This window comes from Streptococcus sp. 27098_8_12, assembly GCF_041432115.1.
In the GTDB taxonomy this organism is placed as follows: Bacteria; Bacillota; Bacilli; order Lactobacillales; family Streptococcaceae; genus Streptococcus; species Streptococcus parasanguinis_V.
This window is the reverse complement of record NZ_JAPVZA010000001.1, coordinates 59,324-83,474: the sequence shown is the minus strand read 5'-3', so window position 1 is coordinate 83,474 and position 24,151 is coordinate 59,324. Positions and strand designations below refer to the sequence as shown.

Here is a 24,151-nt window from a genome sequence, read left to right as displayed (position 1 = left end):
TTATTGACGAAACATTCTGTTTGCTGCGACTTGGATCTACAAAAGGATTAGTCAAAGTAAAGCAAGTCTTTGCTGGTTTCTGTAAAGAGTCCAAAGCCGTCTTTTGTCACATAGCCGCAGTCTTCGATACGGACTCCGACTTTACCTGGAATATAGATCCCTGGTTCGACTGAGAAGCACATGCCTTCTTCAAGTACCAGGTCATTTCCTTCCATAATAGAAGGAAATTCATGCACATCCATACCGATACCGTGTCCAAGGCGGTGGTTGAAGTATTCACCATAGCCAGCTTTTTCGATGACGCTCCGTGCAGCACGGTCAACGTCATGTGCGGTTACACCAGGTTTGATCATATCGATGGCTGCTTGTTGAGCTTCTAACGTCAAGTGGTAGATTTCTTTTTTGAAATCATCCGGTTTTCCAACCGCGACGGTACGGGTCATATCTGATGCATAACCATTGACCATACAGCCAAGGTCAAAGAGCAAGAGAGCATTGTTTTCGACTTTATTGCTTCCAGGAATTCCGTGTGGGTTAGCTGCATTATTTCCCGTCAAGACCATGGTTTCAAAGCTCATTTCATAGCCCAAGCGTTTGATACCAAAGTCGATTTCTGCTACGATATCAGTTTCAGTTTTATCCAGTGAGATGGCGTCGAATCCCATATTGACAGCCTTATCTGCATATTGACCAGCCACCAACATTTTTTGGATCTCATCAGCAGATTTGATCAAGCGCATCCGGTTAATCCGTGGTGTCAAGTTGGTGAATTGAGCTTGTTCAAAGACTGTGCGCAAGCCATTGTATTTGGTAAGGATCAAGTTATCATATTCAAGTGCAACGGTTTTGGCATCGGGTTTTGCGATAGCTCCTTTAATCTTTTCCCATGGGTTTTCAGAATCCACATAGCCAACCACTTGGAAATCGACAACTGCAGTCGCCCGTTCCACTTCAAGTGCAGGAACGAAGAGAAGGGGTTCGTGGTCTGTATAGACGAACAAGAAGAGTTGGCGTTCGTGGGGATCACTGTAAAATCCAGTCAGGTAATTGATCGTGACAGGATCAGATACAACAGCGACGTCTGTTTTTTCAGTTTCAAGAAAATCGACGATTTGATCTAATTTAGACATAATGCTACCTTCTTTCTATGGATCTATTTTGTCAAATTTTCCCTAAAAAAGCAAGAGTTTACAAAATTTTACCAAAATACTTGAAAGTGTTTACAATCCATGATAAAATAGGATTAATTAGAGAATGAAAACGAAATTTTCAACAATGAAAGGAAATCTTATGAATACAGACGATACAGTAACGATTTATGATGTCGCCCGTGAAGCAGGGGTTTCAATGGCAACCGTTAGTCGTGTAGTGAATGGAAATAAGAACGTTAAAGAAAATACACGTAAAAAAGTTTTGGAAGTGATCGAACGCTTGGATTACCGTCCAAATGCTGTTGCGCGTGGTCTTGCCAGCAAGAAAACCACAACGGTCGGTGTTGTGATTCCAAACATTACCAACAGCTATTTCTCTACCTTGGCTAAAGGGATTGATGACATTGCGGAAATGTACAAGTACAACATCGTCCTTGCAAATAGCGATGAAGACGATGACAAAGAAGTTTCAGTAGTAAACAACCTCTTTTCAAAACAAGTGGATGGAATCATTTTCATGGGCTATCACTTGACAGAAAAGATTCGCTCAGAGTTTTCACGCTCTCGGACGCCAGTCGTCCTTGCTGGGACAGTCGATGTAGAACACCAATTACCAAGTGTCAATATCGACTACAAGCAAGCGACTGTTGATGCTGTTGCACAATTGGCAAAACACAATAAGAAGATTGCTTTTGTAAGTGGCCCATTGGTGGATGATATCAATGGAAAAATCCGTTTGGCTGGCTATAAAGAAGCTTTGAAAACGAAAAAATTGAGCTACAGCGAAGGACTTGTCTTTGAATCGAAATACCGTTATGATGAAGGTTACAACTTGGCAGAACGTATCATTGCGTCAAAAGCAACAGCTGCTTTTGTAACAGGTGATGAATTGGCTGCAGGTCTCTTGAACGGCTTGTCTGATCACGGTATCAAAGTACCAGAAGACTTTGAAATCATTACTAGTGATGATTCACAAGTAACTCGTTACACACGTCCAAATCTATCAACGATTGGCCAACCTTTGTATGACCTTGGTGCGATCAGTATGCGCATGTTGACCAAGATCATGCATAAAGAAGAGTTGGAAGAACGCGAAGTACTGTTGTCTCATACGATCAACCAACGTGGAACGACCAAAAAATAAGGATTAGTAGACTAGAGTCTCGACATGGGAAGACGTGTCTACTAGTCTGAGAGGCTAGAACAGAACTGTTCTAGCCTCTTTTTTATACTGCAAACAGGTAGAGACTTGCTGGGCACTCTTTATTTCGGTATAATAGAAGGTATGAAAGTTTTACTGTATTTAGAAGGAAAATCCGTATTACAAAAATCAGGAATTGGTCGAGCCTTGCAGCATCAAATGCATGCGCTGGATTTGGCTGGGATTCCGTATACGACAGATATTTTAGGAGATTATGATGTGGTGCATATCAATACCTATGGCCCACGGAGTTTCCTTTTGCTCCATGCAGCAAAGCGTCGTGGAAAGAAAGTCATCATGCATGGCCATTCAACCCGTGAGGATTTTGAAAATTCCTTTATCGGGTCTAACTTTTTTGCGCCCTTGTTTGGGAAGTATTTGGCTCACATGTACCAAAAGGCAGACTATGTGATCACGCCATCTGAGTATTCCAAACACCTGATTCAGTCTTATGGGGTGACCACACCGATTATCGCGGTTTCCAATGGAATTGATTTGGAAAAATACAAGAAGGATCCGAAAAAAGAAGAAGTCTTTCGCAAGCATTTTAATATCCAAGAAGGCCAAAAGGTTGTCATCTGTGCAGGGCTTTATTTTAAACGCAAAGGGATTGAAGATTTCGTAGAAGTGGCTCGTCGCATGCCGGATGTGCGCTTTATCTGGCTAGGTTCTATCAACAAATGGATCATTCCGCGTAAGATTCGTCGTATCGTGGAAAAGGATCATCCAAGTAATGTGGAATTCCCTGGCTACTTCAAGGGAGCGGTCTTCCAAGGGGCCATGACGGGTTCAGATGCTTTCTTCTTCCCATCTTATGAAGAAACAGAAGGAATCGTTGTTTTGGAAGCCTTGGCCAGTCATCAGCACACGGTCTTGCGGGATATTCCAGTATACAATGGCTGGATCGACGAGACGTCTTCTGAATTGTGCCATAATGTAGACGAATTTGTGGATTCCTTGAACAAGGTCTTGAACGGACAAGTAGACAAGCGGGAGGCGGGCTACAAGGTCGCTGAAAGTCGTTCGATCGACTTAGTGGCTTATCAATTGGTCGAAGCCTATCAAACAGTTTTGGAGATGTAAGATGCGTGTAGGGTTATTTACAGATACCTATTTCCCGCAAGTTTCGGGAGTGGCGACCAGTATTCGGACGCTCAAAACAGAATTAGAAAAATTGGGTCACACGGTCTTTATCTTTACGACAACGGATAAAGATGTCAACCGCTATGAAGATTGGCAGATCATTCGGATTCCAAGTGTGCCTTTCTTCGCCTTTAAGGACCGCCGCGTTGCATATCGTGGCTTCTCAAAGGCGCTTGCCATTGCCAAGCAATACCAGCTGGATATTATCCATACCCAGACTGAGTTTTCACTGGGCCTTTTGGGAGTTTGGATTGGACGCGAGTTGCGGATTCCAGTCATTCATACCTACCATACCCAGTATGAGGACTATGTCCGCTATATTGCGAGAGGCATGGTCATTCGCCCAAGTATGGTCAAATACATTGTGAGAAGTTATATGAATGATCTGGACGGTGTCATCTGCCCAAGCGAGATCGTCTATGACTTGCTCCAAAAGTACAAGGTCAAGGCAGAAAAACGCATTATTCCGACAGGGATTGATTTGGCCAAGTTTGACCGGCCAGAAATCACTCCGATAGAGACAGCCGCTCTTCGTGAAAAATATGAAGTCGCAGAAGATGAAACGCTTTTATTGAGCTTGTCGCGGGTCTCTTATGAAAAAAATATTCAGGCTGTCATTGCGGCCCTTCCTGATGTCCTTCAAGCCAATTCTAAAGTTAAGTTGATCGTGGCTGGAGATGGTCCTTATTTGGATGATTTGAAAAAACAAGCGGCGAAACTTGGCGTATCAGATGCTATTGTCTTTACAGGGATGATCCAGCCAAATGAGACAGCTCTCTACTATAAGGCGGCTGACTTCTTTATTTCAGCTTCAACGAGTGAGACGCAAGGGTTGACCTATTTAGAGAGTATTGCGAGTGGTACCCCGATCATCGCTCATGGCAATCCTTATCTCGATCATGTGATTGATGATCCTATGTTTGGAAAGCTCTTTTATGAGGAGAGCGATCTGGCACAAGCGATTCTTGAAGCGATTGATGAGATGCCTGCAATCGATGAGACCAAGTGGGCAGAAAAGATTGATGATATTTCTGCAGCAACTTTTGGCCGTCGGGTCTACGAATTTTACCTGGATAAAATCATCTCGAAAGACTTTTCAAATGATTTGAATCCTGAGCAAAGTCGGGTTAAGCGGATGTCTAAGACCATTGTGAAAATCCCGACCAAGGTGATTGCTCTTCCGGTCAATGGATCTGTGAAGATGATGAAGGCTTCGGTCAAACAAGTGAAGAAAATCCGTAAAATCACGCATTTCTTTGATTGAAAACGAAACTTTTTCTTGCAAAATTTTTCAATCGTGCTATAATAACTGACAGAGACATATCAAATCTAGGAAATCTGATAGAGAGCGCGTGGGGCTGGAAATCGCGTAGAGGATAGGTTTGGGACTACTCGTGATTCTTTTATGCAAACATAAAACGGTGGCTACGTTAGAGCCAATCAGAGGTGTCCCTCTTTTTTGAGGAACATAAATGAAGGTGGAACCACGTTGCGACGTCCTTTCGAGGAGGTCGCTTTTTTGATTTCTTAATGAAGAAATCTAAAGAAGAGACGATTCCAATGTTCAAAGATACCTCCCACCCATTTAGCTACTAAAAACTTTATAAGGAGAACATCATGATTAAGATTACTTTCCCAGATGGCGCTGTTCGTGAATTCGATTCTGGCGTTACTACTTTTGAAATTGCCCAATCTATCAGCAATTCTTTGGCTAAAAAAGCTCTTGCTGGTAAATTCAACGGCAAATTGATTGACACAACTCGTGCCATCACCGAAGATGGAAGCATTGAAATCGTGACACCTGATCACGAAGATGCTCTTCCAATCTTGCGTCACTCAGCGGCTCACTTATTTGCCCAAGCTGCTCGTCGCCTCTTCCCAGACATTCACTTGGGTGTTGGTCCAGCGATCGAAGATGGTTTCTACTACGATACAGACAACCAAGCGGGTCAAATCTCTAACGAAGACCTTCCCCGTATCGAAGAAGAAATGAAGAAAATCGTGAAAGAAAACTTCCCATCTATTCGTGAAGAAGTGACCAAAGATGAAGCGCGTGAAATCTTCAAAAATGATCCATACAAATTAGAATTGATTGAAGAACACTCAGAAGACGAAGGTGGATTAACGATCTACCGTCAAGGTGAATACGTTGACCTTTGCCGTGGCCCACACGTCCCATCAACTGGTCGCATCCAAATCTTCCACCTTCTTAACGTTGCTGGTGCTTACTGGCGTGGTAATAGCGACAACGCGATGATGCAACGGATCTATGGTACAGCTTGGTTTGATAAGAAAGACTTGAAGAACTACCTTCAAATGCGTGAAGAAGCTAAGGAACGTGACCATCGTAAACTTGGTAAAGAGCTTGATTTGTTCATGATTTCTCAAGAAGTTGGTCAAGGTCTTCCATTCTGGTTGCCAAATGGTGCGACCATCCGTCGTGAGTTGGAACGCTACATCGTTGATAAAGAAGTAGCAGCAGGCTACCAACACGTCTACACTCCACCAATTGCTTCTGTAGAACTGTATAAAACTTCAGGTCACTGGGATCACTACCGTGAAGACATGTTCCCACCAATGGATATGGGAGATGGAGAAGAGTTTGTTCTTCGTCCAATGAACTGCCCTCACCACATTGAAGTCTACAAACACCATGTGCATTCTTACCGTGAATTGCCAATCCGTATCGCTGAAATCGGGATGATGCACCGTTATGAAAAATCTGGTGCCCTTACAGGACTTCAACGTGTGCGTGAAATGTCTCTGAATGATGGTCATACCTTTGTGGCTCCAGAACAAATCGAGGAAGAATTCAAGAAGATCCTTCAATTGATCATCGATGTGTATGAAGACTTTAACTTGATAGATTACCGTTTCCGCTTGTCTTACCGTGATCCTGAAGACAAACACAAATACTTTGATAACGATGAAATGTGGGAAAATGCTCAACGCATGTTGAAAGCAGCCGTTGATGATATGGGTGTTGAGTACTATGAAGCTGAAGGGGAAGCAGCCTTCTACGGACCAAAATTGGATATCCAAGTGAAAACAGCTCTTGGTAAAGAAGAAACTCTTTCTACTATCCAATTAGACTTCTTGCTTCCAGAACGCTTTGATCTTCATTACATTGGAGCAGACGGAGAAGAACACCGTCCAGTTATGATCCACCGTGGGGTTATCTCAACCATGGAACGCTTCACAGCGATCTTGATTGAAAATTACAAGGGTGCCTTCCCAACCTGGCTTGCGCCACACCAAGTAACCCTCATCCCAGTATCGAACGAAAAACACGTGGACTACGCTTGGGAAGTAGCTAAGAAACTTCGTGATCGTGGTGTTCGTGCCGATGTGGATGAACGCAATGAAAAAATGCAGTTCAAGATCCGTGCTTCTCAAACACAAAAGATTCCTTACCAATTGATCGTTGGGGACAAGGAAATGGAAGAGCAGGCTGTAAACGTTCGCCGTTATGGTCAAAAAGAAACAGAAACCATGCCGGTAGATGCATTTGTAGAATTGATTCTTGCAGATATTGCAAATAAATCCCGTGTTGAGAAATAAAACGATCACAGTCTGAAAAATATTTATTAGTAAGAAAAAGCAACAACTATTTCAGTTGTTGCTTTTTCTATTTTGTTTCACCTGAGCCAGTAGTGATCGGTCAAACCACCATAAATAGTATCCTCATCAACAATCCTTTCTATCCATTAACTTTTGGATATAGGATATCCTCCCAAGATTTGCTTCCATGAGTTAGATAAGTTGACTATCCTCAGTCCTTGTCTGCTTCATTTTCTTTTACGAGATCGTTTTGTGAATCTTTTTCAGAGAGTTTTTGATCGATATACTTGTCAATGTTTTCGTAAAATTCCTTGGTCGTCTCACTGTCTAATTTTGTCGAATTATGGACTTGATTGACTTTCAATTGAACAGATTGAATACCGTAAGAGTCTTGTTTTTGGCGAATGGTTTCTAATTCTTCTTCTGAAATCGGATCTCCAACAACTGTCAAGACCAATTCATTGCTACTTGACTTGTAGACTTGATTAATGATCGTATGATTGGCAAACTCTTTTCCTACAAACTGTTTGATCCCTTCTTTTCGTGCTTGATCCATCGTCAGAGTGACTGCTGAATAGCTGGCTGGAAGAACCAATAATACAATCAAGGAGATCAACCCAATTCTCATTTTCATGTTTAGCTCTTTAAATGAACTTAAGGGAGATTGTCTCATCATAATTCTTGTTCCAACAATATTGATTAGCATGATAAAGACACAGTTGATCAAGAAAAGATAGAGAGCCCCAAATAAAAATCGTACATTTCCATTAGCTAAACCATAGCCTGCAGTGCAGATAGGTGGCATCAGAGCTGTTGCAATAGCTACTCCTGGCACGATATTGTTTGCTTCTTTTTTTCTTGAACCAATGACACCTGCTATCCCACCCGCAATAGCAATGAGAACATCCCAAATGGTTGGAGAGGTTCGTGCAATCAATTCGCTACTTGCATAAGATAAGGGAGAAATCCAGAAATATAGAGTCGAGACAAGCAAACTGACCAATACTTGAGTAAATAAAACCCCTAGAGATTGCTTGATTAAACGCGTATCAAAAATAGCTAAACCAAACCCCAGTCCAATAATCGGTGTCATAAGAGGGGAAATCAGCATGGCTCCAATAATGACAGCTGTTGAATTCATATTTAGACCTATAGAGGCAATAAAAATCGAACACATCAAAATCACTGTATCTCTTAATCGAACATGAAGGTCATCATATAGTTTCTCGCGGAATTCACGTGTTGAATAGTTTCCGGACATTGGTTACTCCTTTTATTTCATATAATCTTGTTTCTGCATGGATGATGGTAGAGAGACTTCTGTCCAAACTGACATGTTTTTAATTCTCATTTGTAATTCTTTTGAACATTATCTTTTAAATATCCATCAGTCCATCCTGCATATTATATCAAAAATTTTACAGTCTTTCTCTGAAGAAATCTATCAATTGAACAGATAGAGAAAGTCAGAAATTTTAGATTCCTTATTCAAAGAAGGAGAACGGTATCTCCTCTGAAAGTAGATACCGTTTTAATGTTTAAAGATGATGAGTTTGTAGCAGCAATCCTAGCTGATATCTCCAACAAATCACGTGTTGAGAAATAATGAAAAAATAAAAAGATTGAGATGTAACGATCTCATTCTTTTTGCTTTGTCTTATTGGAAAGTCCAGCAATTGAGACTCCACATTTCTTCATAAGTTTGATATAATAAGAAGATAGAGATTGATAAGGAAAAGTATCATTAGAAACAGGTATGTAAGATGAAAAAAATATTAGTAGTTGATGATGAAAAACCAATTTCAGATATTATCAAATTTAACATGGCAAAAGAAGGCTATGAGGTATTGACAGCCTTTGATGGTCGGGAAGCTTTAGAGGTCTTTGCGGCTGAAAATCCGGATATTATTATTCTTGATTTGATGTTGCCAGAGATTGATGGTTTGGAAGTGGCGCGTACCATTCGTAAGACTAGCAATGTGCCGATCATTGTCCTATCTGCTAAGGATACGGAATTTGATAAGGTCATCGGGCTTGAAATCGGTGCGGATGACTATGTGACCAAACCCTTCTCGAATCGGGAATTGCAAGCGCGTGTGAAAGCCTTGTTGCGTCGTTCTGAGTTTGCGGCTGATCCTCAGCTTGAAAATGATGCCGATACGGAAATTGTCATTGGTGATCTTCACATTCTTCCAGATGCCTTCTTGGTTCAAAAAGGCAACAAAGAATTGGACTTGACCCATCGCGAATTTGAATTGCTCTATCACCTTGCGACCCATGTCGGTCAAGTGATGACCCGTGAACACCTTCTTGAGACGGTGTGGGGCTATGATTACTTTGGTGATGTTCGGACAGTGGACGTGACAGTTCGTCGTTTGCGTGAAAAAATCGAGGACACACCGGGACGTCCAGAATATATCTTGACCCGCCGTGGTGTCGGATATTATATGAGAAACAATGATTGATCAACTAAAACAATTTGTAATGTCGTCGAACTTTGTCTTTGTTCTGATTACGGTTGGGTTTATCATTGTGGTAGCCTTGCTTTTGCTAGAAAACCGTAGGGACAATATCAAGCTCAGACAATTAAACGCCAAAATTAAGGATCTGATTGCAGGGGACTATTCCGAAGTGGTCGACATGCAAGGAAGTCCAGAACTGACAGATATGACCAATAGCATTAATGATCTGTCGGAGGTTATTCGCCTGACGCATGAAAACTTGGAACAAGAAACCAAGCGTTTGACCAGTATCCTTTCTTACATGACAGACGGGGTGCTTGCGACCAATAGACGTGGTCAGATCATCATGGTCAATGAAATGGCAGCCAAGCAATTGAATGTTAATCCAGATGAGGTGCTCAATACCAGTATTCTGGATTTGCTTTCGATTGGAGACGAGTATGATCTGCGCAGCTTGATTACAGAAGTACCAGAATTGACCATCGATTCCCAGGATGAAAATGGGGAATACTTAAGTCTTCGTGTGCGCTTTGCCTTGATTCGTCGCGAGTCAGGTTTTATCTCTGGTCTGGTAGCTGTCTTGCACGATACGACAGAGCAGGACAAGGAAGAGCGGGAGCGTCGCCTCTTTGTTTCCAATGTGAGTCATGAATTACGGACTCCTTTGACCAGTGTGAAATCCTATCTGGAAGCCCTTGACGATGGCGCTTTGTCAGAACCAGTAGCACCAGATTTTGTCAAGGTTTCACTCAATGAAACCAACCGCATGATGCGCATGGTCACAGATCTATTGAGCTTGTCTCGAATCGATAATGAAACCAGTCAGTTGGACATCGAGTTGACCAACTTTACGGCTTTTATCACCTTTATTTTAAACCGGTTTGATAAGATCAAGAGTCAATCGCAAGAAGATACCAAGAAGTATGAACTGATCCGGGAATACCCGATCACTCCGATCTGGGTGGAAATTGATACGGATAAAATGACCCAGGTGATCGATAATATCTTGAACAATGCCATCAAGTACTCACCTGATGGTGGAAAGATCAAGGTAGGGATGAAAACGACAGATGCTCAGTTGATTATCTCTATCTCAGATGAGGGCTTGGGGATTCCCAAGAAAGACTTGCCACGTATTTTTGATCGCTTTTACCGAGTGGATAAGGCGCGTAGCCGGGCCCAAGGTGGGACTGGTCTAGGCTTAGCCATTGCTAAGGAGATCGTTAAGCAACACAAAGGCTTTATTTGGGCCAAGAGTGAATATGGCAAGGGATCTACCTTTACCATTGTCTTGCCGTACGACAAAGATGCTATTAAAGACGACTGGGATACAGAAGAGGAAGAATAAGGAGTCAATGACAGAAGAGGGATTTAAGTATAGTATTTTAGCTTCAGGTTCTAGTGGGAATTCTTTCTACCTTGAGACGCCAAAGAAAAAACTGCTTATTGATGCAGGGTTATCAGGGAAAAAGATTACGGGACTATTGGCTGAAATTGATCGCAAACCAGAAGACTTAGATGCCATTTTGATTACGCACGAACACTCAGACCATATCCATGGTGTGGGTGTTTTAGCGCGGAAATATGGCATGGATCTATATGCTAATGAAGCAACTTGGAAGGCCATGGAAGGCACCAAGTATCTAGGCAAGGTCGATGATGCTCAAAAGCACATTTTTGAAATGGGGAAGACCAAGACATTTGGCGATATTGATATCGAAAGTTTTGGGGTCAGTCACGATGCTGCTGCCCCTCAATTCTATCGCTTTATGAAGGATGGCAAGAGCTTCGTCATGCTGACGGATACGGGCTATGTGAGTGATCGCTTGGCAGGAATCGTCGCAGATGCTGATGGCTATCTGATTGAGTCCAACCATGATGTAGAGATCCTTCGAGCAGGTTCGTATGCGTGGCGCTTGAAGCAGCGGATCTTGTCAGACCTAGGCCACCTTTCTAACGAAGACGGTGCGGATGCCATGATCCGAACCTTGGGAAATCGCACCAAGAAGATTTATCTGGGACATTTGTCAAAAGAGAACAATATCAAAGAATTGGCCCATATGACTATGGAGAATCAACTGGCTCGAGCAGATCTAGCTGTTGGCCATGATTTTGAGGTGCTAGATACCTCGCCAGATACCGCGACCCCTTTGACGAAGATATAAGATAGAAAACCACCTTCGGGTGGTTTTTTATCTGCCTATTTGAGGAAATCTATATCTAGTAATGAATTTGCTCTTTACCCAAAATTCGTGTATGATAGGAAAGAACGAATTCTGAGTGAGAATCACGAAAGTAGAGGAGAGATAATAAATGAAAAAAATGATGTTATTACTGGCTGGTTTGGTTGCTTTAACTGCTTGTAGTCAGTCTAAGCAAGCTACGAAAGAGTCGACTTCCAATCAAACGACGAAGGAAACAAAAATATCAGAGTCTTCTAAAGATAAAGAAGAAAAAGGTTTGAAATTTGTAGTAGCACCTCAGTATGAAGGTAAAACGTCTGATCTCATCGAGCTAGGAAAAAAATTGGTCAAGGAACATCCTGAACTCGGAAGTGAAGGTAATATGGCGCTCTACTTCACGGGAGCTATTTCTGAAGGAAGAGCTGCACTCATGCTGGTCAATAAGACAGATGTAGATATCAAGAAAGATTTAAATTTTTCAATTACGTGGTCTTATGATAGCAAGACTATTTTTGAGAATCAAAAGGTTAGCTATTTCATCAAAGATAGTGGTGAATTACCCTCTCATACAGCAACTATGATATTATTACCATTGAACGAGGAGCAAATGAAGATTGTCGATGGAATGTCAAACCCATCTAAGATGAAGCTTCAAATGTCAGACGTGAACGCTGTAGAGTGATAGCAAAAAATGAATCATACAAAGGAGAAGTAAATGCGCCTTGTTTATCTTACGATTGGTTTTGTGTCTTTGGGATTAGGAATTATTGGGATTCCTTTACCGATTTTACCGACGACTCCCTTTTTACTGCTATCGATGGCCTGCTTTGCTAAAAGTTCCAAACGCTTTGAAACCTGGCTCTACCAAACCAAGCTTTATCAAACCTATGTAGCGGATTACCGAGAGACCAAATCGATTGCCAAAGAACGGAAGAAATGGATCCTTCTTCAGATCTACATTCTGATGGGGATTTCGATCTATCTGGCACCGATTATTTGGGTGAAGCTTGCTCTAGGTGCTTTGACGATTTTTATCACCTATTATCTCTTAAAAGTGATTCCCAATAAGTCCGAAAATCAAACAGAAGAAGATCCTGATTAAAATTGGAGAATTCAGGCCCTAGAACTAGGAAAAGAAGTGCGTTCGTGCTTCTTTTTTGGTATACTTAAAGGTATGAATTTATTAGAAAGTAGGCTTCCCATGGAGAAATTACAAACCCTGTTATCGGAACGGTTTCAGATCGTTTTTTCAGATAGCAGTTTATTAGATACAGCTTTTACACACACCTCTTATGCCAATGAGCACCGCCTCTTAAAAATTTCACATAACGAACGTTTGGAATTTTTAGGAGACGCTGTTCTTCAATTAGTTATTTCCGAATATTTGTATAAGGAACACCCAAACAGACCGGAGGGAGATTTGTCCAAATTCCGTTCCATGATTGTCCGTGAAGAAAGTTTGGCTGGTTTTTCTCGGGATTGCCAATTTGACCGTTATATCAAACTAGGCAAAGGCGAAGAAAAATCTGGTGGTCGGGACCGCGATACGATTCTTGGCGATTTATTTGAAGCCTTTTTAGGTGCCTTGCTCTTAGATCAAGGTGTGGAAGCGGTCAAACGCTTCATCTATCAGGTCATGATTCCTAAGGTTGAAACGGGTCAATTTTCCCAAGTTATTGACTACAAGACTCGTTTGCAAGAACTGTTGCAGGTTCACGGGGATGTGGAGATCCAGTACCAAGTGGTAAATGAGTCTGGTCCCGCTCATGCAAAGGAGTTTGAAGTGGAAGTGTTCGTGAACGGCAAAACCCTAGGGCACGGTCATGGTCGTTCCAAGAAGTTAGCGGAGCAAGAAGCAGCCCGCAATGCAGTTGAAACGAGGAATGATGGGCCATGTATCTAAAAGAGATTGAAATCCAAGGCTTTAAATCCTTTGCGGATAAGACAAAAGTCGTGTTCGACAAGGGGGTTACTGCCGTTGTAGGGCCTAATGGATCTGGAAAATCAAATATCACGGAGAGCTTGCGGTGGGCCTTAGGGGAATCCAGTGTCAAGAGTCTACGTGGAGGCAAGATGCCCGATGTCATTTTTGCAGGGACAGAATCGCGTAAACCGCTGAATTATGCTTGTGTTACAGTTGTCTTAGATAACCAGGATGGTTTTATCCAGCAGGCAGGTAAAGAAATTCGGGTCGAACGCCATATTTATCGTTCGGGAGACAGCGAGTACAAGATCGATGGTAAGAAAGTACGTCTCAGAGATGTGCATGATTTGTTCATGGATACGGGATTGGGACGGGATTCTTTCTCGATTATCTCCCAAGGTCGTGTAGAGGAAATCTTTAACTCCAAACCGGAAGAACGCCGGGCTATCTTTGAGGAAGCTGCTGGTGTCTTGAAATTTAAGACGAGGCGCAAGGAAACGGAGACCAAACTCAACCAAACCCAGGAGAATTTGGACCGTCTAGAGGACATCCTCTATGAATTAGAAGGACAGATCCAGCCTCTTGAAAAGCAAGCGACGGTTGCTCGTCGTTTCTTGGAATTAGACCAAGAACGGCAGGTTCTCTTGCTAGATGTTTTAGTTGCTCAAGTCGATCTGACAAAAGAGCTCTACGAAAAGGCTGATCAAGAAGAAAAAGCCATTCAAGAACAGTTGGCTTCTTATTACCAACGTCGTCAGGTCTTAGAAGAAGATAATGTACGTATCAAGAAAGCCCGCCATCAGTTGGATGAAAGCTTAGCTGAGGACCAGGCCAGCTTACTTGAGGTCACTCGTTTGATCAGTGATTTGGAAAAGCAAATCGAAGTAGCTAAGTTGCAATCGAGTCAAGCAGCCCATAGTCGCAGGGAAAATCTTGAGCGGCTGGATGCTGTTTTGGCCCGTCTGGAAGAAGCGAAAAAAGAGCTGGCGCAAAAACAAGAGACGCTAGCTGTGCTTCAACAAAGACTGACAGAGAACCGTCAGCAACAAGAAGAGTTGGAAAAAGAATTAGCCAACTACGAAGAAGATCCGGAACAAGTCATTGAGCATCTACGCGAGCAGTATGTCGCACTCTTGCAGACAGAGGCTGAAAAATCGAATGAGCGGACAGCCATTGAGAGCCGGATCCAAGCACTCCTGCAAGAATCTAGCCATCGTCAAGAGGATTTGACCAAGGCACAAACAAACTTTGAAACTGCCAAGGAAAAAGAAGTCCGACAATTGGAAGAGTTGGATCAGGCACAAGCGACAGTCAAAGGTTTACTAGTAGAATATCAAGAGCAATTGGTAAAAGTGGAGCAGGCCAAAGCTACTTACCAAGAGGCTCAAACGGCTATGTTTGACCTGATGGATGAGAGCAAGAACAAGCGGGCGCGGATCAATAGCTTGGAAGCTATTCAGAAGAACCATAGTAACTTCTATGCAGGCGTCAAGAGCGTTTTGCAAGAAGCAGAACGGTTAGGAGGCATCTGTGGGGCTGTTAGTGAGAATTTGAGTTTCTCAAAAGACTACCAGACGGCGCTTGAAATTGCTCTGGGGGCTAGCAGCCAACAGATCATTGTCGAGGATGAAAAGGCCGCAACGCGAGCGATCGATTTCTTGAAACGCAATCGCTTGGGACGGGCAACTTTCCTTCCGCTCACGACGATCAAAGCCCGTCAACTATCTCCTCGGAATTTGGAATTGATTCAAGCCAGTGCAGGATTTCTAGGAATTGCGAGTGACTTAGTGACCTATGAAAATCGTTTTGAACAGATTTTCCAAAACCTGCTTGGAGTAACGGCCATCTTTGACACGACGGAGCATGCGCGTGAGGCGGCTCGTAAAGTCAATTATCAAGTTCGGATGGTGACCTTGGATGGGACCGAATTGCGGACCGGAGGATCGTATGCCGGTGGTGCCAATCGCTCCCAAAATACGGTTTTTGTCAAACCAGAATTAGATAGTTTGAAGCAGGAAATGCAAGCTCTGGATGCTCGTTTGAGAGAAGCAGAGCAGGAGGTCGAGACCAAGGACAATCTGCTCAAGCAGGCGCAAGAATACCTAGCCTCCATTCAAAGCCAGGGTGAGCAAGCGCGTCTAGAGCAACAGCGGGCCCAATTGGCCTACCAACAAAGCCAAGAGCAACTGAAAGAAATTCAGGAACTCTTAGAAGCTTTGAAGTCAGAATTGGCAACAGATGCGACCCAGTCTCTCCAAGAAGAGCTGGAGTCCCTTACTGAGCAATTGGCAGAAATTGAGCTTCAAAAAGAAAACTTAAATCGCGATATTGAAACCATGAAGTCGGATAAAGATGTTCTGCAACAAAAAGTGCAATACTTGCAAGAGCAATTGGCAGAATTGCGACTTCAACAGACCGAATGTAAGAGCCAACAAAGCTATGAGCAAACAGATGCTCGTCGCTTGGAAGAAACGATCTCCCAGTTGGAAGTAGAAAAGCGTCAGTTGCAATTGCTGATTGAACAAGGCGAGGCCCAAGTTCAGACAGTGGATGTGGAGCAGCTAGCCAATCAATTGGCACAGGCCCAAGCTAAGAAAACGGACTTGGAACAAGGAGTTATTCGGAAACGCTTTGAGCTGGATGATTTGGAAGGCCAGGCCGAAGATGTTGCAGAACAGATGGAACAAGCTCGCAAGAAAAACGAAGAGTGGATTCGTCAACAAGCCAAGGCTGAAGCGACGCGTGAAAAGCATGCGGATCGTTTGAACAAGCTTTTAACGCAAATTACCGATGAATTCATGCAAAGCTTTGACCAAGCCAAAGAGCAGGCCAAACCTGTTGAAAATCTTGCGGCAGCTGAAAACCAGCTCAAGAGCATCGAAAAAGATATTAAGGCACTTGGTCCAGTCAATGTGGATGCGATCGGGCAGTATGACGAGGTGAAGGGACGCTTTGATTTCCTTTCGAGCCAGCGTGAGGATGTCTTGGCTGCGAAAAATATGCTACTGTCTACCATCAACGACATGAATGACGAAGTCAAGGAACGCTTTAAATCAACTTTTGAAGCCATTCGTGAATCCTTTAAAGTTACTTTCCGTCAAATGTTTGGTGGGGGGGCTGCTGATTTGATTCTGACAGAGCCAGATCTTCTGACAGCTGGTGTTGAGATTTCTGTGCAGCCACCTGGTAAAAAGATCCAATCCTTAAACCTCATGAGTGGAGGAGAAAAGGCCTTGTCTGCCTTGGCTCTCTTGTTCTCGATTATTCGTGTCAAGACTATTCCATTTGTCATTTTGGATGAGGTAGAGGCAGCCCTAGATGAGGCCAATGTTAAGCGCTTTGGGGATTATTTGAACCGCTTTGATAAGGAAAGCCAGTTTATTGTCGTGACGCACCGGAAAGGAACTATGTCGGCTGCAGATTCCATCTATGGTGTGACCATGCAAGAATCTGGGGTTTCTAAAATCGTCTCAGTAAAATTGAAAGACTTAGAAAATGAAGAATAATGATATTAAATTGATCGCTACGGATATGGATGGAACTTTTCTAAATGACCAACATCAGTATGATCAAGACCTTTTACGCAAGGTATTAGCAAGTTGCAAAGAAAAAGGCATCTATTTTGCTGCTGCAAGTGGCCGTGCCCTCCTTTCTCTCAAATCCCTCTTTAAAGGATTTGAGGACCAGATGATTTTCATTGCTGAAAATGGTAGTGTGGTAGAATTTCATGGAGAAGATCTCTACGAAGCGACCATGTCCAAAGACTTTTATTTGGGTGTTTTTGAGGCTTTGAAATCCTCACCTTATGCAGACCCGAATAAGCTTCTTTTGACTGGGAAAAAAGGGAGCTATGTATTAGAAACAGTAGATCCCGACTATCTGGCCTTGAGTCAGCACTACAATGAAAACATTCAAAAAGTGAAAAGCCTAGCAGATATTCAGGATGAAATTTTCAAATTGACCACCAACTTTGATGCAGCTCTTGTACTTGAAGGTGAACAATGGGTCACTGAGAATATCCCAGGTGTCAAAGCGATGACGACAGGTTTTGAATCGATTGATATTGTCCTCGATTATGTCGGTAAGGGAGTGGCCATTACCGCCTTAGCGGATAAACTAGGGATCTCGATGGATCAGGTGATGGCTTTCGGGGATAACTTAAATGACCTCCATATGATGCAAGTCGTGGGCCATCCTGTAGCGCCAGAAAATGCACGTCCTGAAATCTTAGCGATTGCTGAAACAGTCATCGGCCACCATGCGACGGGTTCTGTCCTACGCTACATGGAGGAAATTGTATGAGTCAGATTTCCTTGATTGCGCTGGATTTAGATGGGACCCTTCTCAATTCTGAAAAAAAGATCTCCCCTCGCAATAGAGCAGCCCTCGTTGCTGCACAGGCCCAAGGTGTCAAGGTGGTTCTAACCACTGGTCGCCCCTTGAAAGCCATGGATTTTCTTTTGGAAGAATTGGGAACAGCAGGCCTCAAAGAAGAGTATACGATTACCTTCAACGGTGGTCTGGTGCAGCGAAATAATGGAGAGATTCTCTCAAAAGTTGTCTTGGCACCAGAAGATGTTGCAACTATTCATGATGAAACAGCCCGTCTAGGCCTTCCGCTGGATGCTATCAGTGAGGGAAGGGTTTATGAGATTCATGCAGATCGAAAGTCTCTCTATTCCCTTTACAATCCCTATCTGAACTTTATTGAGACAGATTTTAAAGACCTGCCATCCACGATTTCCTACAACAAGTGTGTGACAGCCGTTGATCAAGACTTTTTAGATGCAGCGATCAAGGAGATCAAGCCGGACTTATTTCAAGACTATGAAATATTTAAATCTCGGGAAATGTTGCTGGAATGGTGCCCTAAAAATGTTCACAAAGCGACAGGTTTAGAGGCACTGGCAACTATTTTGGGTCTTAAGGCAGATCAAGTCATGGCCTGTGGAGATGAAGCTAATGACCTGTCAATGATCCAATGGGCTGGGCTGGGGGTTGCCATGGGCAATGCGATTCCAGCAGTGAAGGAAGTTGCAGCGCTTGTGGCCCCTGTGACCAATGACCAAGATGCTGTCGCATGGGCGATTGAAAATTATGTGCTAAAGGAGAGTGAATAAATGGGGTTATTTGATCGTTTATTTGGAAAAAAAGAAGAAGCTGAAAAAGTGCTTCCGTCTTCTGAAGAAGTGACGGAAAGTACTGAGGTTGAAGAAACTGTCACAGAGGAGCCGGCGGCTACCCGAAATGACAAGGAAGAGCAAAAAATCGCTGATATGGAGGCTTATTACCAAGAGCTCAAAGCGCGAATTGCAGCCACTCATCAACCTGCTTCAACCGTCGCTCAAGAAGAGCCGTCAGAGGAACCTTTTGTAGAAGAAAAAGTGACATCAGAGACTCATGAAGACCAAGTACCAGTAGAGGAGTCTCCAGTGGCCTTTGAACCTGCTCAAACAGAGGCCAGTCCAGAAGAAGTTTCACCACTAGCTGATGAAACGGAGGAGACTGAGCCTCTTGAAGAAGTGAAAATGGAAGTGGAAGAAACTGAAACCGTTGGAGAAGCAGATGAGATTGATGTTGTAGAACTGGAAGAAGAGTCACCGATTGCTTCTCCATCATCTGAAGCTGAGCTAGTAGAAGGGAGCACGACAGAAGAGGAGGTTCCAGAACTAGTAGAAGCTCAGGATGCTGTCCCAGAACCTGAAGTATCAGAAGCGATCGCTCAAGTGGAGGAAACTGCAGAAGTGGCAGAAGCCGAGTCCAGACTTCCTCAAGGAGAAGCTGCATCAGTCGTTGAGGAAAAGACTGTTGAAGAGGCAGAGCAGCCAATTCCAGACGAGGTTGAGCCTCAGCGAGAAACCATTCAGGAAAAATACGATCGTAGCTTGAAAAAGACACGAACTGGATTTGGAGCACGCCTCAATGCCTTCTTTGCCAATTTCCGTTCAGTCGATGAAGAATTCTTTGAAGAATTGGAAGAACTCTTGATCATGAGTGACGTAGGGGTTCAAGTGGCCTCTAATTTAACCGAAGAGTTGCGCTATGAAGCCCGTTTGGAAAATGCCAAAAAACCAGATGCTCTCAAGCGCGTGATCATCGAAAAATTGGTGGACTTGTATGAAAAGGATGGCCAATTTAATGAAGCCATTCGTTTTCAAGATGGTCTCACAGTCATGCTCTTTGTTGGGGTCAATGGAGTTGGTAAAACCACATCTATCGGGAAGTTAGCCCACCGATATAAACAAGAGGGCAAGAAAGTCATGTTGGTTGCAGCAGATACTTTCCGTGCAGGAGCAGTGGCTCAACTGGCAGAATGGGGACGCCGCGTAGATGTTCCAGTTGTAACAGGTCCTGAAAAATCAGATCCTGCTAGCGTCGTGTTTGATGGAATGGAACGCGCGATCGCTGAAAACATCGATGTTCTGATGATTGATACGGCTGGTCGTCTGCAAAACAAGGACAACCTCATGGCCGAGCTTGAAAAAATCGGCCGGATTATCAAACGGGTGGTACCAGAGGCACCACATGAAACTTTGCTGGCCCTTGATGCTTCAACCGGTCAAAATGCCTTGGTGCAAGCCAAAGAGTTTTCAAAAATTACGCCTGTGACAGGGATTGTATTGACCAAGATCGATGGAACGGCTCGAGGTGGAGTTGTTCTTGCGATCCGTGAAGAATTGGACATTCCGGTGAAGTTGATTGGATTTGGAGAAAAGATCGATGACATCGGACCATTCCATTCAGAAAACTTCATGAGAGGTCTCTTGGAAGGCTTGATTTAAAGTCGAATAAAAAAGACAAATTGTTGGAAGGACAATTTGTCTTTTTTGTTTCCATGCGCTATCAAAAAACCACCCGAAGGTGGCTTACTTTAATTCTTAGGTTCAGGTTTCCAAACCCACTCTGCTCCGTAGTCTGCAAGGAGATCATCGGATGCTGTTGGTCCCATGGATCCTGACTTGTACTCATAGAGCGGTGCTCCATTTTCAGCCCATAGTTTTTCGATCCGGTCAATCAATTGCCATGAAGCGCGGACTTCGTGCCAGTGGCTGTAATTAGTTGAGTCATTGTTCAACACGTCGAAAATTAATTTTTCATAAGGGTCTGGGGAAGCACCAGTTGCAGTTGCATCTGTTTCGTAGTCAAAGGAAATCGGTGCGATACTGAATTTTTCTCCGACCTCTTTTCCGTTGATACTCAATGAGAAACCTTCATTTGGTTGGATATAAATGGTCAAGACATTAGGTTGCAAGCTATGTCCAAAAATGGAGTCGGTTTGCTTGAAGACCACATTGACCATGGTTCCCTTTTGCGTCAAGCGTTTTCCAGTACGGAAGAAGAAAGGAACTCCACGGAAGCGATCGCTATCAACAAAGAACGCACCAGAAGCATAGGTCTCCGTAGTAGATTCAGGGTCGACATTGGGCTCACTGCGATAAGAGATGTCTTTTTTCCCTTCGATGGTCCCTGAATGGTATTGACCACGGATAAAGAATTTCTTTAATTCTTCATCTGTTGGATTGTGCAATTGCTCAAAAACTTTAACTTTTTCAGCTCGAATCGCATCCTTGGTAAAGGTAGCTGGTTTATCCATGGCAAGCAAAGACAAAAGCTGAAGAGTGTGGTTTTGCACCATATCCCGGAGGGCACCTGAGTGATCATAGTAGCCACCGCGTTCTTCAACACCCAAGCGTTCAGCAAAGGTAATTTGGATATTGTCAATAAAGTCTCGGTTCCAGAGGTTGTCAAAAATGAGATTGCCGAAACGAATGGCAAAGATATTTTGGATCATTTCTTTGCCAAGGTAGTGGTCAATTCGGAAGATTTGTTCTTCATCAAAGGTTTCTTCCAATTCTTTGTTGAGCTGACTAGCCGTTTCTAGGTCTGTACCAAAAGGTTTTTCAACGATCAAGCGCTCGAAACCTTGTCCATCGACAATCCCTTCTGATTTCAGGTGTTTGGCAATAGTTCCAAAAAATTGAGGGGCCATAGATAAGAAGAAGACCTTGTTGTGTTCTGTTTGGTATTTTTCATCCAGAGTGCTTTGCAATTCGCGCAGGGCGATGTAATGTTCGGTATCATTGACATCATGACTTTGATAGTAGAAATGACTGGCGAATTCTTGGGCTTGTTGAGGGCTATCTGCGAGGTCTGTGATGGATTCTACCACGACTGATTCAAAATATTCTTTGCTCCATGGTCTACGGGCTGTTCCGATAACCGCAAAGTGTTCAGATAGATTTCCTGATTTATAGAGTCTAAAAAGGGATGGGTAGAGTTTGCGATTGGCTAAATCTCCACTGGCCCCGAAAATGGTTACAATAACTTTTGAAGACATTTAAGTACCTATTTCCTATTTTATTAACCATATTTTACCATAAAATCTACAAGATTTCTTTGCTGGAATCGTTGTTCCGAATATTTTCCGATGGGATTTGAGTAGACAGCATCGAAAAAGCTAGAACCAATGTGGATTCTAGCTTGAACTGTTATAAGGTAATTGGATCTACAACGGAAGCTCCATCAGAATACGCGGTAGACATAAGGATTAGCCGGTTTTGTAATGGTTTGACAATCCGTAATGTGGAGGACAGGCAAGCTTTGCTTGAGCTGTTTGTGGTATTCAATGGACAAGGTTCCTTTTGCATGGATCCAGGTATTGTTGTCAAAATGTTGAGGAGCACCGGTTGTTAAAAGACCGTAGACACCCGAGTCTGCGATACAGTGGATGATCCCAAAGCGAAAGAGGAATTGACTGTCTTTGTTATTAGGGTCATTGTAAACAAAACCGGTCAACTCGATGGTTTTTCCCGCAAATTGATCTGGATAATCATAAATGACCTCCATGACTTCCATGTAATTCTCAGTGGTCACCTGGATCACTTTTTTATCAACATATTTCTTTGCCGCCTGCTTCATTTCTGACTCATAGGCTGACTTGGTAAAATAGCTACTAGTATCTGGTTTGAGATACTGGGTAGTTGTTCCTTCGTCCTGCTGGATTTCCTTGGAAGAACCAGCAGCAACCGGGAAGTGGTAGCCTTTGGCAGAGACTGTTTGGGAATCCAGTGTCACTGTAGGGAAAAATAGCCCGACAAATAAAGGAATACAGAGCAAGAAAATACTCGCCACTTTTGCCCAGAAGCTAGAGAGATGACTGTGGATCTTCATCTGCTTGACCCAGATGATCAGCTGCACAAGAGCTAAAACAAAGGACAAGAACATGGAAATATAAGCCAAGTAAGAATAGTGTAAGTTGATGTATTGATTGAGCTTACCAGATAATTGCAGGTACATAGTGAGCTCAAAATAGCCAGCTAATATCAAGAAACGAATCATAGCACTACCCCCACAAACCAAGCATAAAGGAGCACAACTCCACTCACAATCCCGATAAATTGCCAGATAAAACGGGTTTTGAGATAATTTTTCATCATGAGGAGATTTTTGACATCAAGCATAGGCCCAATCACCAGAAAGGCAAGCACAGGCGCTACTCCAAAACTACTCAAAAGAGAAGAGCCGATAAAGGCGTCCGCCTCGCTACAAAGTGAGAGGAGGAAGGACAAGACCATAAGGAGGAGAATAGCAATAACCGGTGTCGCACTGATCGAGGTAAGGATCCGTGTTGGGACATAGACTTGGACGAGGCTGGCAAAGAGACAACCAAATACCAGGTAACGTCCTGTATCAAAGAATTCATCAATGGCTTGCACCAAGACTTGAAAGAGCTTTTGGCCTTTGCTCAAGTCCCTAAAATCATGTTCATGCACAGGTTTGCGATGTTCTTTTTGGATCGAATCTGTCTGAATAAAGCCAAGGAAGATCCCTAGTACTGTTGCGACAAGCAAGGAACCAAGGGCGCGGTAGAGGGCCATCTTAACAGAATTCCCAAAGGCTGAGTAGGTCGCAAAGAGAACGATGGGATTGATGACCGGTGCTGTCACCAGAAAGGGAACAGCAGTATAACTTGGGACTTTCTTTTCTAGAAAGCGATTGATAATGGGAACAATTCCACATTCACAGGAAGGAAAGATAAAGCCGATAAAAGTCCCAAAGAAGATCCGCCCAAATTTATTTTTGGGAAGAAAGCGGTAGACCCTCTCGGGGGTGATATAGACCTCAATAATCCCTGAAATGATACTTCCGATTAGGACAAACGGTAGGGCCTCGATAATAATCGAGAGAAAAATAGCCCCAGCCTGCAAGACGCTAGAGGGAAGGTGTTGAAAGAATGTCATTACTTAACCTTCTTTGCTTCTTTAGTGGTAGCAGTTTCTGCCTTCTTTTTCTCTTCAGGAAATTCTACTTTCTTTTCTACATCCGGAAAACTCGCAAAATTTTCAAACATTTTATCAAGATCATCTGTTTTTGAGAATTTAATAGCCATTGTTGGGCCTCCTTTTTATTTTCTTTCATTATAACAAAAAGGAAAGAGCAAGGGGGAAATGGAGCATAAAAGACAAGGAGGAAACTTCTACAAAACCCTAGCAAATAGGTGGCTAGAAGCCTTGGCTACGGTAAAA

The 24,151-nt window shown here is 43.2% G+C and carries 20 protein-coding genes; 14 read left to right on the top strand and 6 right to left on the bottom strand.

Annotated elements, in window-relative coordinates:
• Window positions 1–47: 47 nt before the first annotated feature.
• Entirely contained in the window at window positions 48–1,130 is a 1,083-nt protein-coding gene (locus O3629_RS00375) for a Xaa-Pro peptidase family protein (RefSeq protein ID WP_155167493.1), read from the bottom strand.
• Between the two features lie 160 nt (window positions 1,131–1,290).
• Between O3629_RS00375 and ccpA the strand changes: the two genes are divergently transcribed.
• The 4 genes from ccpA to thrS all read left to right on the top strand — a co-directional run bounded on the left by ccpA (window position 1,291) and on the right by thrS (window position 7,056).
• Window positions 1,291–2,295 (top strand): catabolite control protein A, encoded by a 1,005-nt coding sequence (ccpA, locus tag O3629_RS00370; RefSeq protein WP_061591300.1) that lies wholly within the window; start codon window positions 1,291–1,293, stop codon window positions 2,293–2,295.
• Between the two features lie 141 nt (window positions 2,296–2,436).
• Window positions 2,437–3,435 (top strand): glycosyltransferase family 4 protein, encoded by a 999-nt coding sequence (locus O3629_RS00365; RefSeq protein WP_003008161.1) that lies wholly within the window; start codon window positions 2,437–2,439, stop codon window positions 3,433–3,435.
• Between the two features lies 1 nt (window position 3,436).
• Complete coding sequence (locus tag O3629_RS00360) at window positions 3,437–4,759, top strand: glycosyltransferase family 4 protein (protein ID WP_371608543.1); 1,323 nt, start codon at window positions 3,437–3,439, stop codon at window positions 4,757–4,759.
• A gap of 353 nt (window positions 4,760–5,112) precedes the next feature.
• The gene (gene thrS / locus O3629_RS00355; protein ID WP_371608542.1) at window positions 5,113–7,056 is read left to right on the top strand and encodes a threonine--tRNA ligase; all 1,944 of its coding nucleotides are present in this window, start codon (window positions 5,113–5,115) and stop codon (window positions 7,054–7,056) included.
• 211 nt (window positions 7,057–7,267) lie between these two features.
• Here thrS and O3629_RS00350 read toward each other — a convergent pair whose 3' ends face one another.
• Window positions 7,268–8,317, bottom strand: coding sequence for a DUF389 domain-containing protein (locus O3629_RS00350; protein ID WP_003008156.1), 1,050 nt, complete (start codon window positions 8,315–8,317; stop codon window positions 7,268–7,270).
• A 502-nt stretch (window positions 8,318–8,819) separates the two neighbouring features.
• Here O3629_RS00350 and yycF point away from each other — a divergent pair.
• The 10 genes from yycF (at window position 8,820) to ftsY (ending at window position 20,407) form a co-directional block, all read left to right on the top strand.
• Window positions 8,820–9,521, top strand: coding sequence for a response regulator YycF (yycF, locus tag O3629_RS00345; RefSeq protein WP_024054739.1), 702 nt, complete (start codon window positions 8,820–8,822; stop codon window positions 9,519–9,521).
• Window positions 9,514–10,866 carry a cell wall metabolism sensor histidine kinase VicK gene (vicK, locus tag O3629_RS00340; RefSeq protein WP_023918726.1) on the top strand — a complete coding sequence of 451 codons (1,353 nt, stop codon included), beginning with the start codon at window positions 9,514–9,516 and terminating at the stop codon, window positions 10,864–10,866. The genes yycF and vicK overlap by 8 nt, the downstream gene beginning before the upstream one ends.
• A gap of 7 nt (window positions 10,867–10,873) precedes the next feature.
• Window positions 10,874–11,683 carry an MBL fold metallo-hydrolase gene (locus tag O3629_RS00335; RefSeq protein ID WP_023918725.1) on the top strand — a complete coding sequence of 270 codons (810 nt, stop codon included), beginning with the start codon at window positions 10,874–10,876 and terminating at the stop codon, window positions 11,681–11,683.
• Window positions 11,684–11,831: 148 nt separating this feature from the next.
• Window positions 11,832–12,383, top strand: a complete 552-nt coding sequence (locus O3629_RS00330) for a hypothetical protein (protein WP_155167499.1) — start codon at window positions 11,832–11,834, stop codon at window positions 12,381–12,383.
• A 33-nt stretch (window positions 12,384–12,416) separates the two neighbouring features.
• Window positions 12,417–12,803, top strand: a complete 387-nt coding sequence (locus tag O3629_RS00325; RefSeq protein WP_070665432.1) for a YbaN family protein — start codon at window positions 12,417–12,419, stop codon at window positions 12,801–12,803.
• Window positions 12,804–12,902: 99 nt separating this feature from the next.
• Entirely contained in the window at window positions 12,903–13,604 is a 702-nt protein-coding gene (gene rnc / locus O3629_RS00320) for a ribonuclease III (protein ID WP_155167501.1), read from the top strand.
• Window positions 13,595–17,131 (top strand): chromosome segregation protein SMC, encoded by a 3,537-nt coding sequence (smc, locus tag O3629_RS00315; RefSeq protein WP_371608541.1) that lies wholly within the window; start codon window positions 13,595–13,597, stop codon window positions 17,129–17,131. Before rnc ends, smc begins: the two co-directional genes overlap by 10 nt.
• Window positions 17,121–17,927, top strand: a complete 807-nt coding sequence (locus O3629_RS00310; protein WP_371608540.1) for a Cof-type HAD-IIB family hydrolase — start codon at window positions 17,121–17,123, stop codon at window positions 17,925–17,927. The genes smc and O3629_RS00310 overlap by 11 nt, the downstream gene beginning before the upstream one ends.
• Window positions 17,924–18,745, top strand: coding sequence for a Cof-type HAD-IIB family hydrolase (locus tag O3629_RS00305; RefSeq protein ID WP_371608539.1), 822 nt, complete (start codon window positions 17,924–17,926; stop codon window positions 18,743–18,745). Before O3629_RS00310 ends, O3629_RS00305 begins: the two co-directional genes overlap by 4 nt.
• A complete protein-coding gene (gene ftsY / locus O3629_RS00300; RefSeq protein ID WP_371608538.1) occupies window positions 18,746–20,407 on the top strand; it encodes a signal recognition particle-docking protein FtsY in 1,662 nt (553 codons plus the stop codon).
• 89 nt (window positions 20,408–20,496) lie between these two features.
• Here the strand turns inward: ftsY and zwf are convergent, their stop codons facing one another.
• The 4 genes from zwf to O3629_RS00280 form a co-directional block, all read right to left on the bottom strand.
• A complete protein-coding gene (gene zwf / locus O3629_RS00295) occupies window positions 20,497–21,963 on the bottom strand; it encodes a glucose-6-phosphate dehydrogenase (protein ID WP_371608537.1) in 1,467 nt (488 codons plus the stop codon).
• A 185-nt stretch (window positions 21,964–22,148) separates the two neighbouring features.
• Window positions 22,149–22,964, bottom strand: a complete 816-nt coding sequence (locus tag O3629_RS00290) for a TIGR03943 family protein (protein WP_371608536.1) — start codon at window positions 22,962–22,964, stop codon at window positions 22,149–22,151.
• Entirely contained in the window at window positions 22,961–23,866 is a 906-nt protein-coding gene (locus O3629_RS00285) for a permease (protein WP_045759689.1), read from the bottom strand. The genes O3629_RS00290 and O3629_RS00285 overlap by 4 nt, the downstream gene beginning before the upstream one ends.
• Complete coding sequence (locus O3629_RS00280) at window positions 23,866–24,015, bottom strand: SPJ_0845 family protein (protein ID WP_023918704.1); 150 nt, start codon at window positions 24,013–24,015, stop codon at window positions 23,866–23,868. Before O3629_RS00280 ends, O3629_RS00285 begins: the two co-directional genes overlap by 1 nt.
• Window positions 24,016–24,151: the final 136 nt, after the last annotated feature.

Coding starts and splice junctions, on each gene's coding strand:
- O3629_RS00375 (WP_155167493.1), bottom strand. CDS start 1,130: ATGTCTAAATTAGATCAAATCGTCGATTTTCTTGAAACTGAAAAAACA.
- ccpA (WP_061591300.1), top strand. CDS start 1,291: ATGAATACAGACGATACAGTAACGATTTATGATGTCGCCCGTGAAGCA.
- O3629_RS00365 (WP_003008161.1), top strand. CDS start 2,437: ATGAAAGTTTTACTGTATTTAGAAGGAAAATCCGTATTACAAAAATCA.
- O3629_RS00360 (WP_371608543.1), top strand. CDS start 3,437: ATGCGTGTAGGGTTATTTACAGATACCTATTTCCCGCAAGTTTCGGGA.
- thrS (WP_371608542.1), top strand. CDS start 5,113: ATGATTAAGATTACTTTCCCAGATGGCGCTGTTCGTGAATTCGATTCT.
- O3629_RS00350 (WP_003008156.1), bottom strand. CDS start 8,317: ATGTCCGGAAACTATTCAACACGTGAATTCCGCGAGAAACTATATGAT.
- yycF (WP_024054739.1), top strand. CDS start 8,820: ATGAAAAAAATATTAGTAGTTGATGATGAAAAACCAATTTCAGATATT.
- vicK (WP_023918726.1), top strand. CDS start 9,514: ATGATTGATCAACTAAAACAATTTGTAATGTCGTCGAACTTTGTCTTT.
- O3629_RS00335 (WP_023918725.1), top strand. CDS start 10,874: ATGACAGAAGAGGGATTTAAGTATAGTATTTTAGCTTCAGGTTCTAGT.
- O3629_RS00330 (WP_155167499.1), top strand. CDS start 11,832: ATGAAAAAAATGATGTTATTACTGGCTGGTTTGGTTGCTTTAACTGCT.
- O3629_RS00325 (WP_070665432.1), top strand. CDS start 12,417: ATGCGCCTTGTTTATCTTACGATTGGTTTTGTGTCTTTGGGATTAGGA.
- rnc (WP_155167501.1), top strand. CDS start 12,903: ATGGAGAAATTACAAACCCTGTTATCGGAACGGTTTCAGATCGTTTTT.
- smc (WP_371608541.1), top strand. CDS start 13,595: ATGTATCTAAAAGAGATTGAAATCCAAGGCTTTAAATCCTTTGCGGAT.
- O3629_RS00310 (WP_371608540.1), top strand. CDS start 17,121: ATGAAGAATAATGATATTAAATTGATCGCTACGGATATGGATGGAACT.
- O3629_RS00305 (WP_371608539.1), top strand. CDS start 17,924: ATGAGTCAGATTTCCTTGATTGCGCTGGATTTAGATGGGACCCTTCTC.
- ftsY (WP_371608538.1), top strand. CDS start 18,746: ATGGGGTTATTTGATCGTTTATTTGGAAAAAAAGAAGAAGCTGAAAAA.
- zwf (WP_371608537.1), bottom strand. CDS start 21,963: ATGTCTTCAAAAGTTATTGTAACCATTTTCGGGGCCAGTGGAGATTTA.
- O3629_RS00290 (WP_371608536.1), bottom strand. CDS start 22,964: ATGATTCGTTTCTTGATATTAGCTGGCTATTTTGAGCTCACTATGTAC.
- O3629_RS00285 (WP_045759689.1), bottom strand. CDS start 23,866: ATGACATTCTTTCAACACCTTCCCTCTAGCGTCTTGCAGGCTGGGGCT.
- O3629_RS00280 (WP_023918704.1), bottom strand. CDS start 24,015: ATGGCTATTAAATTCTCAAAAACAGATGATCTTGATAAAATGTTTGAA.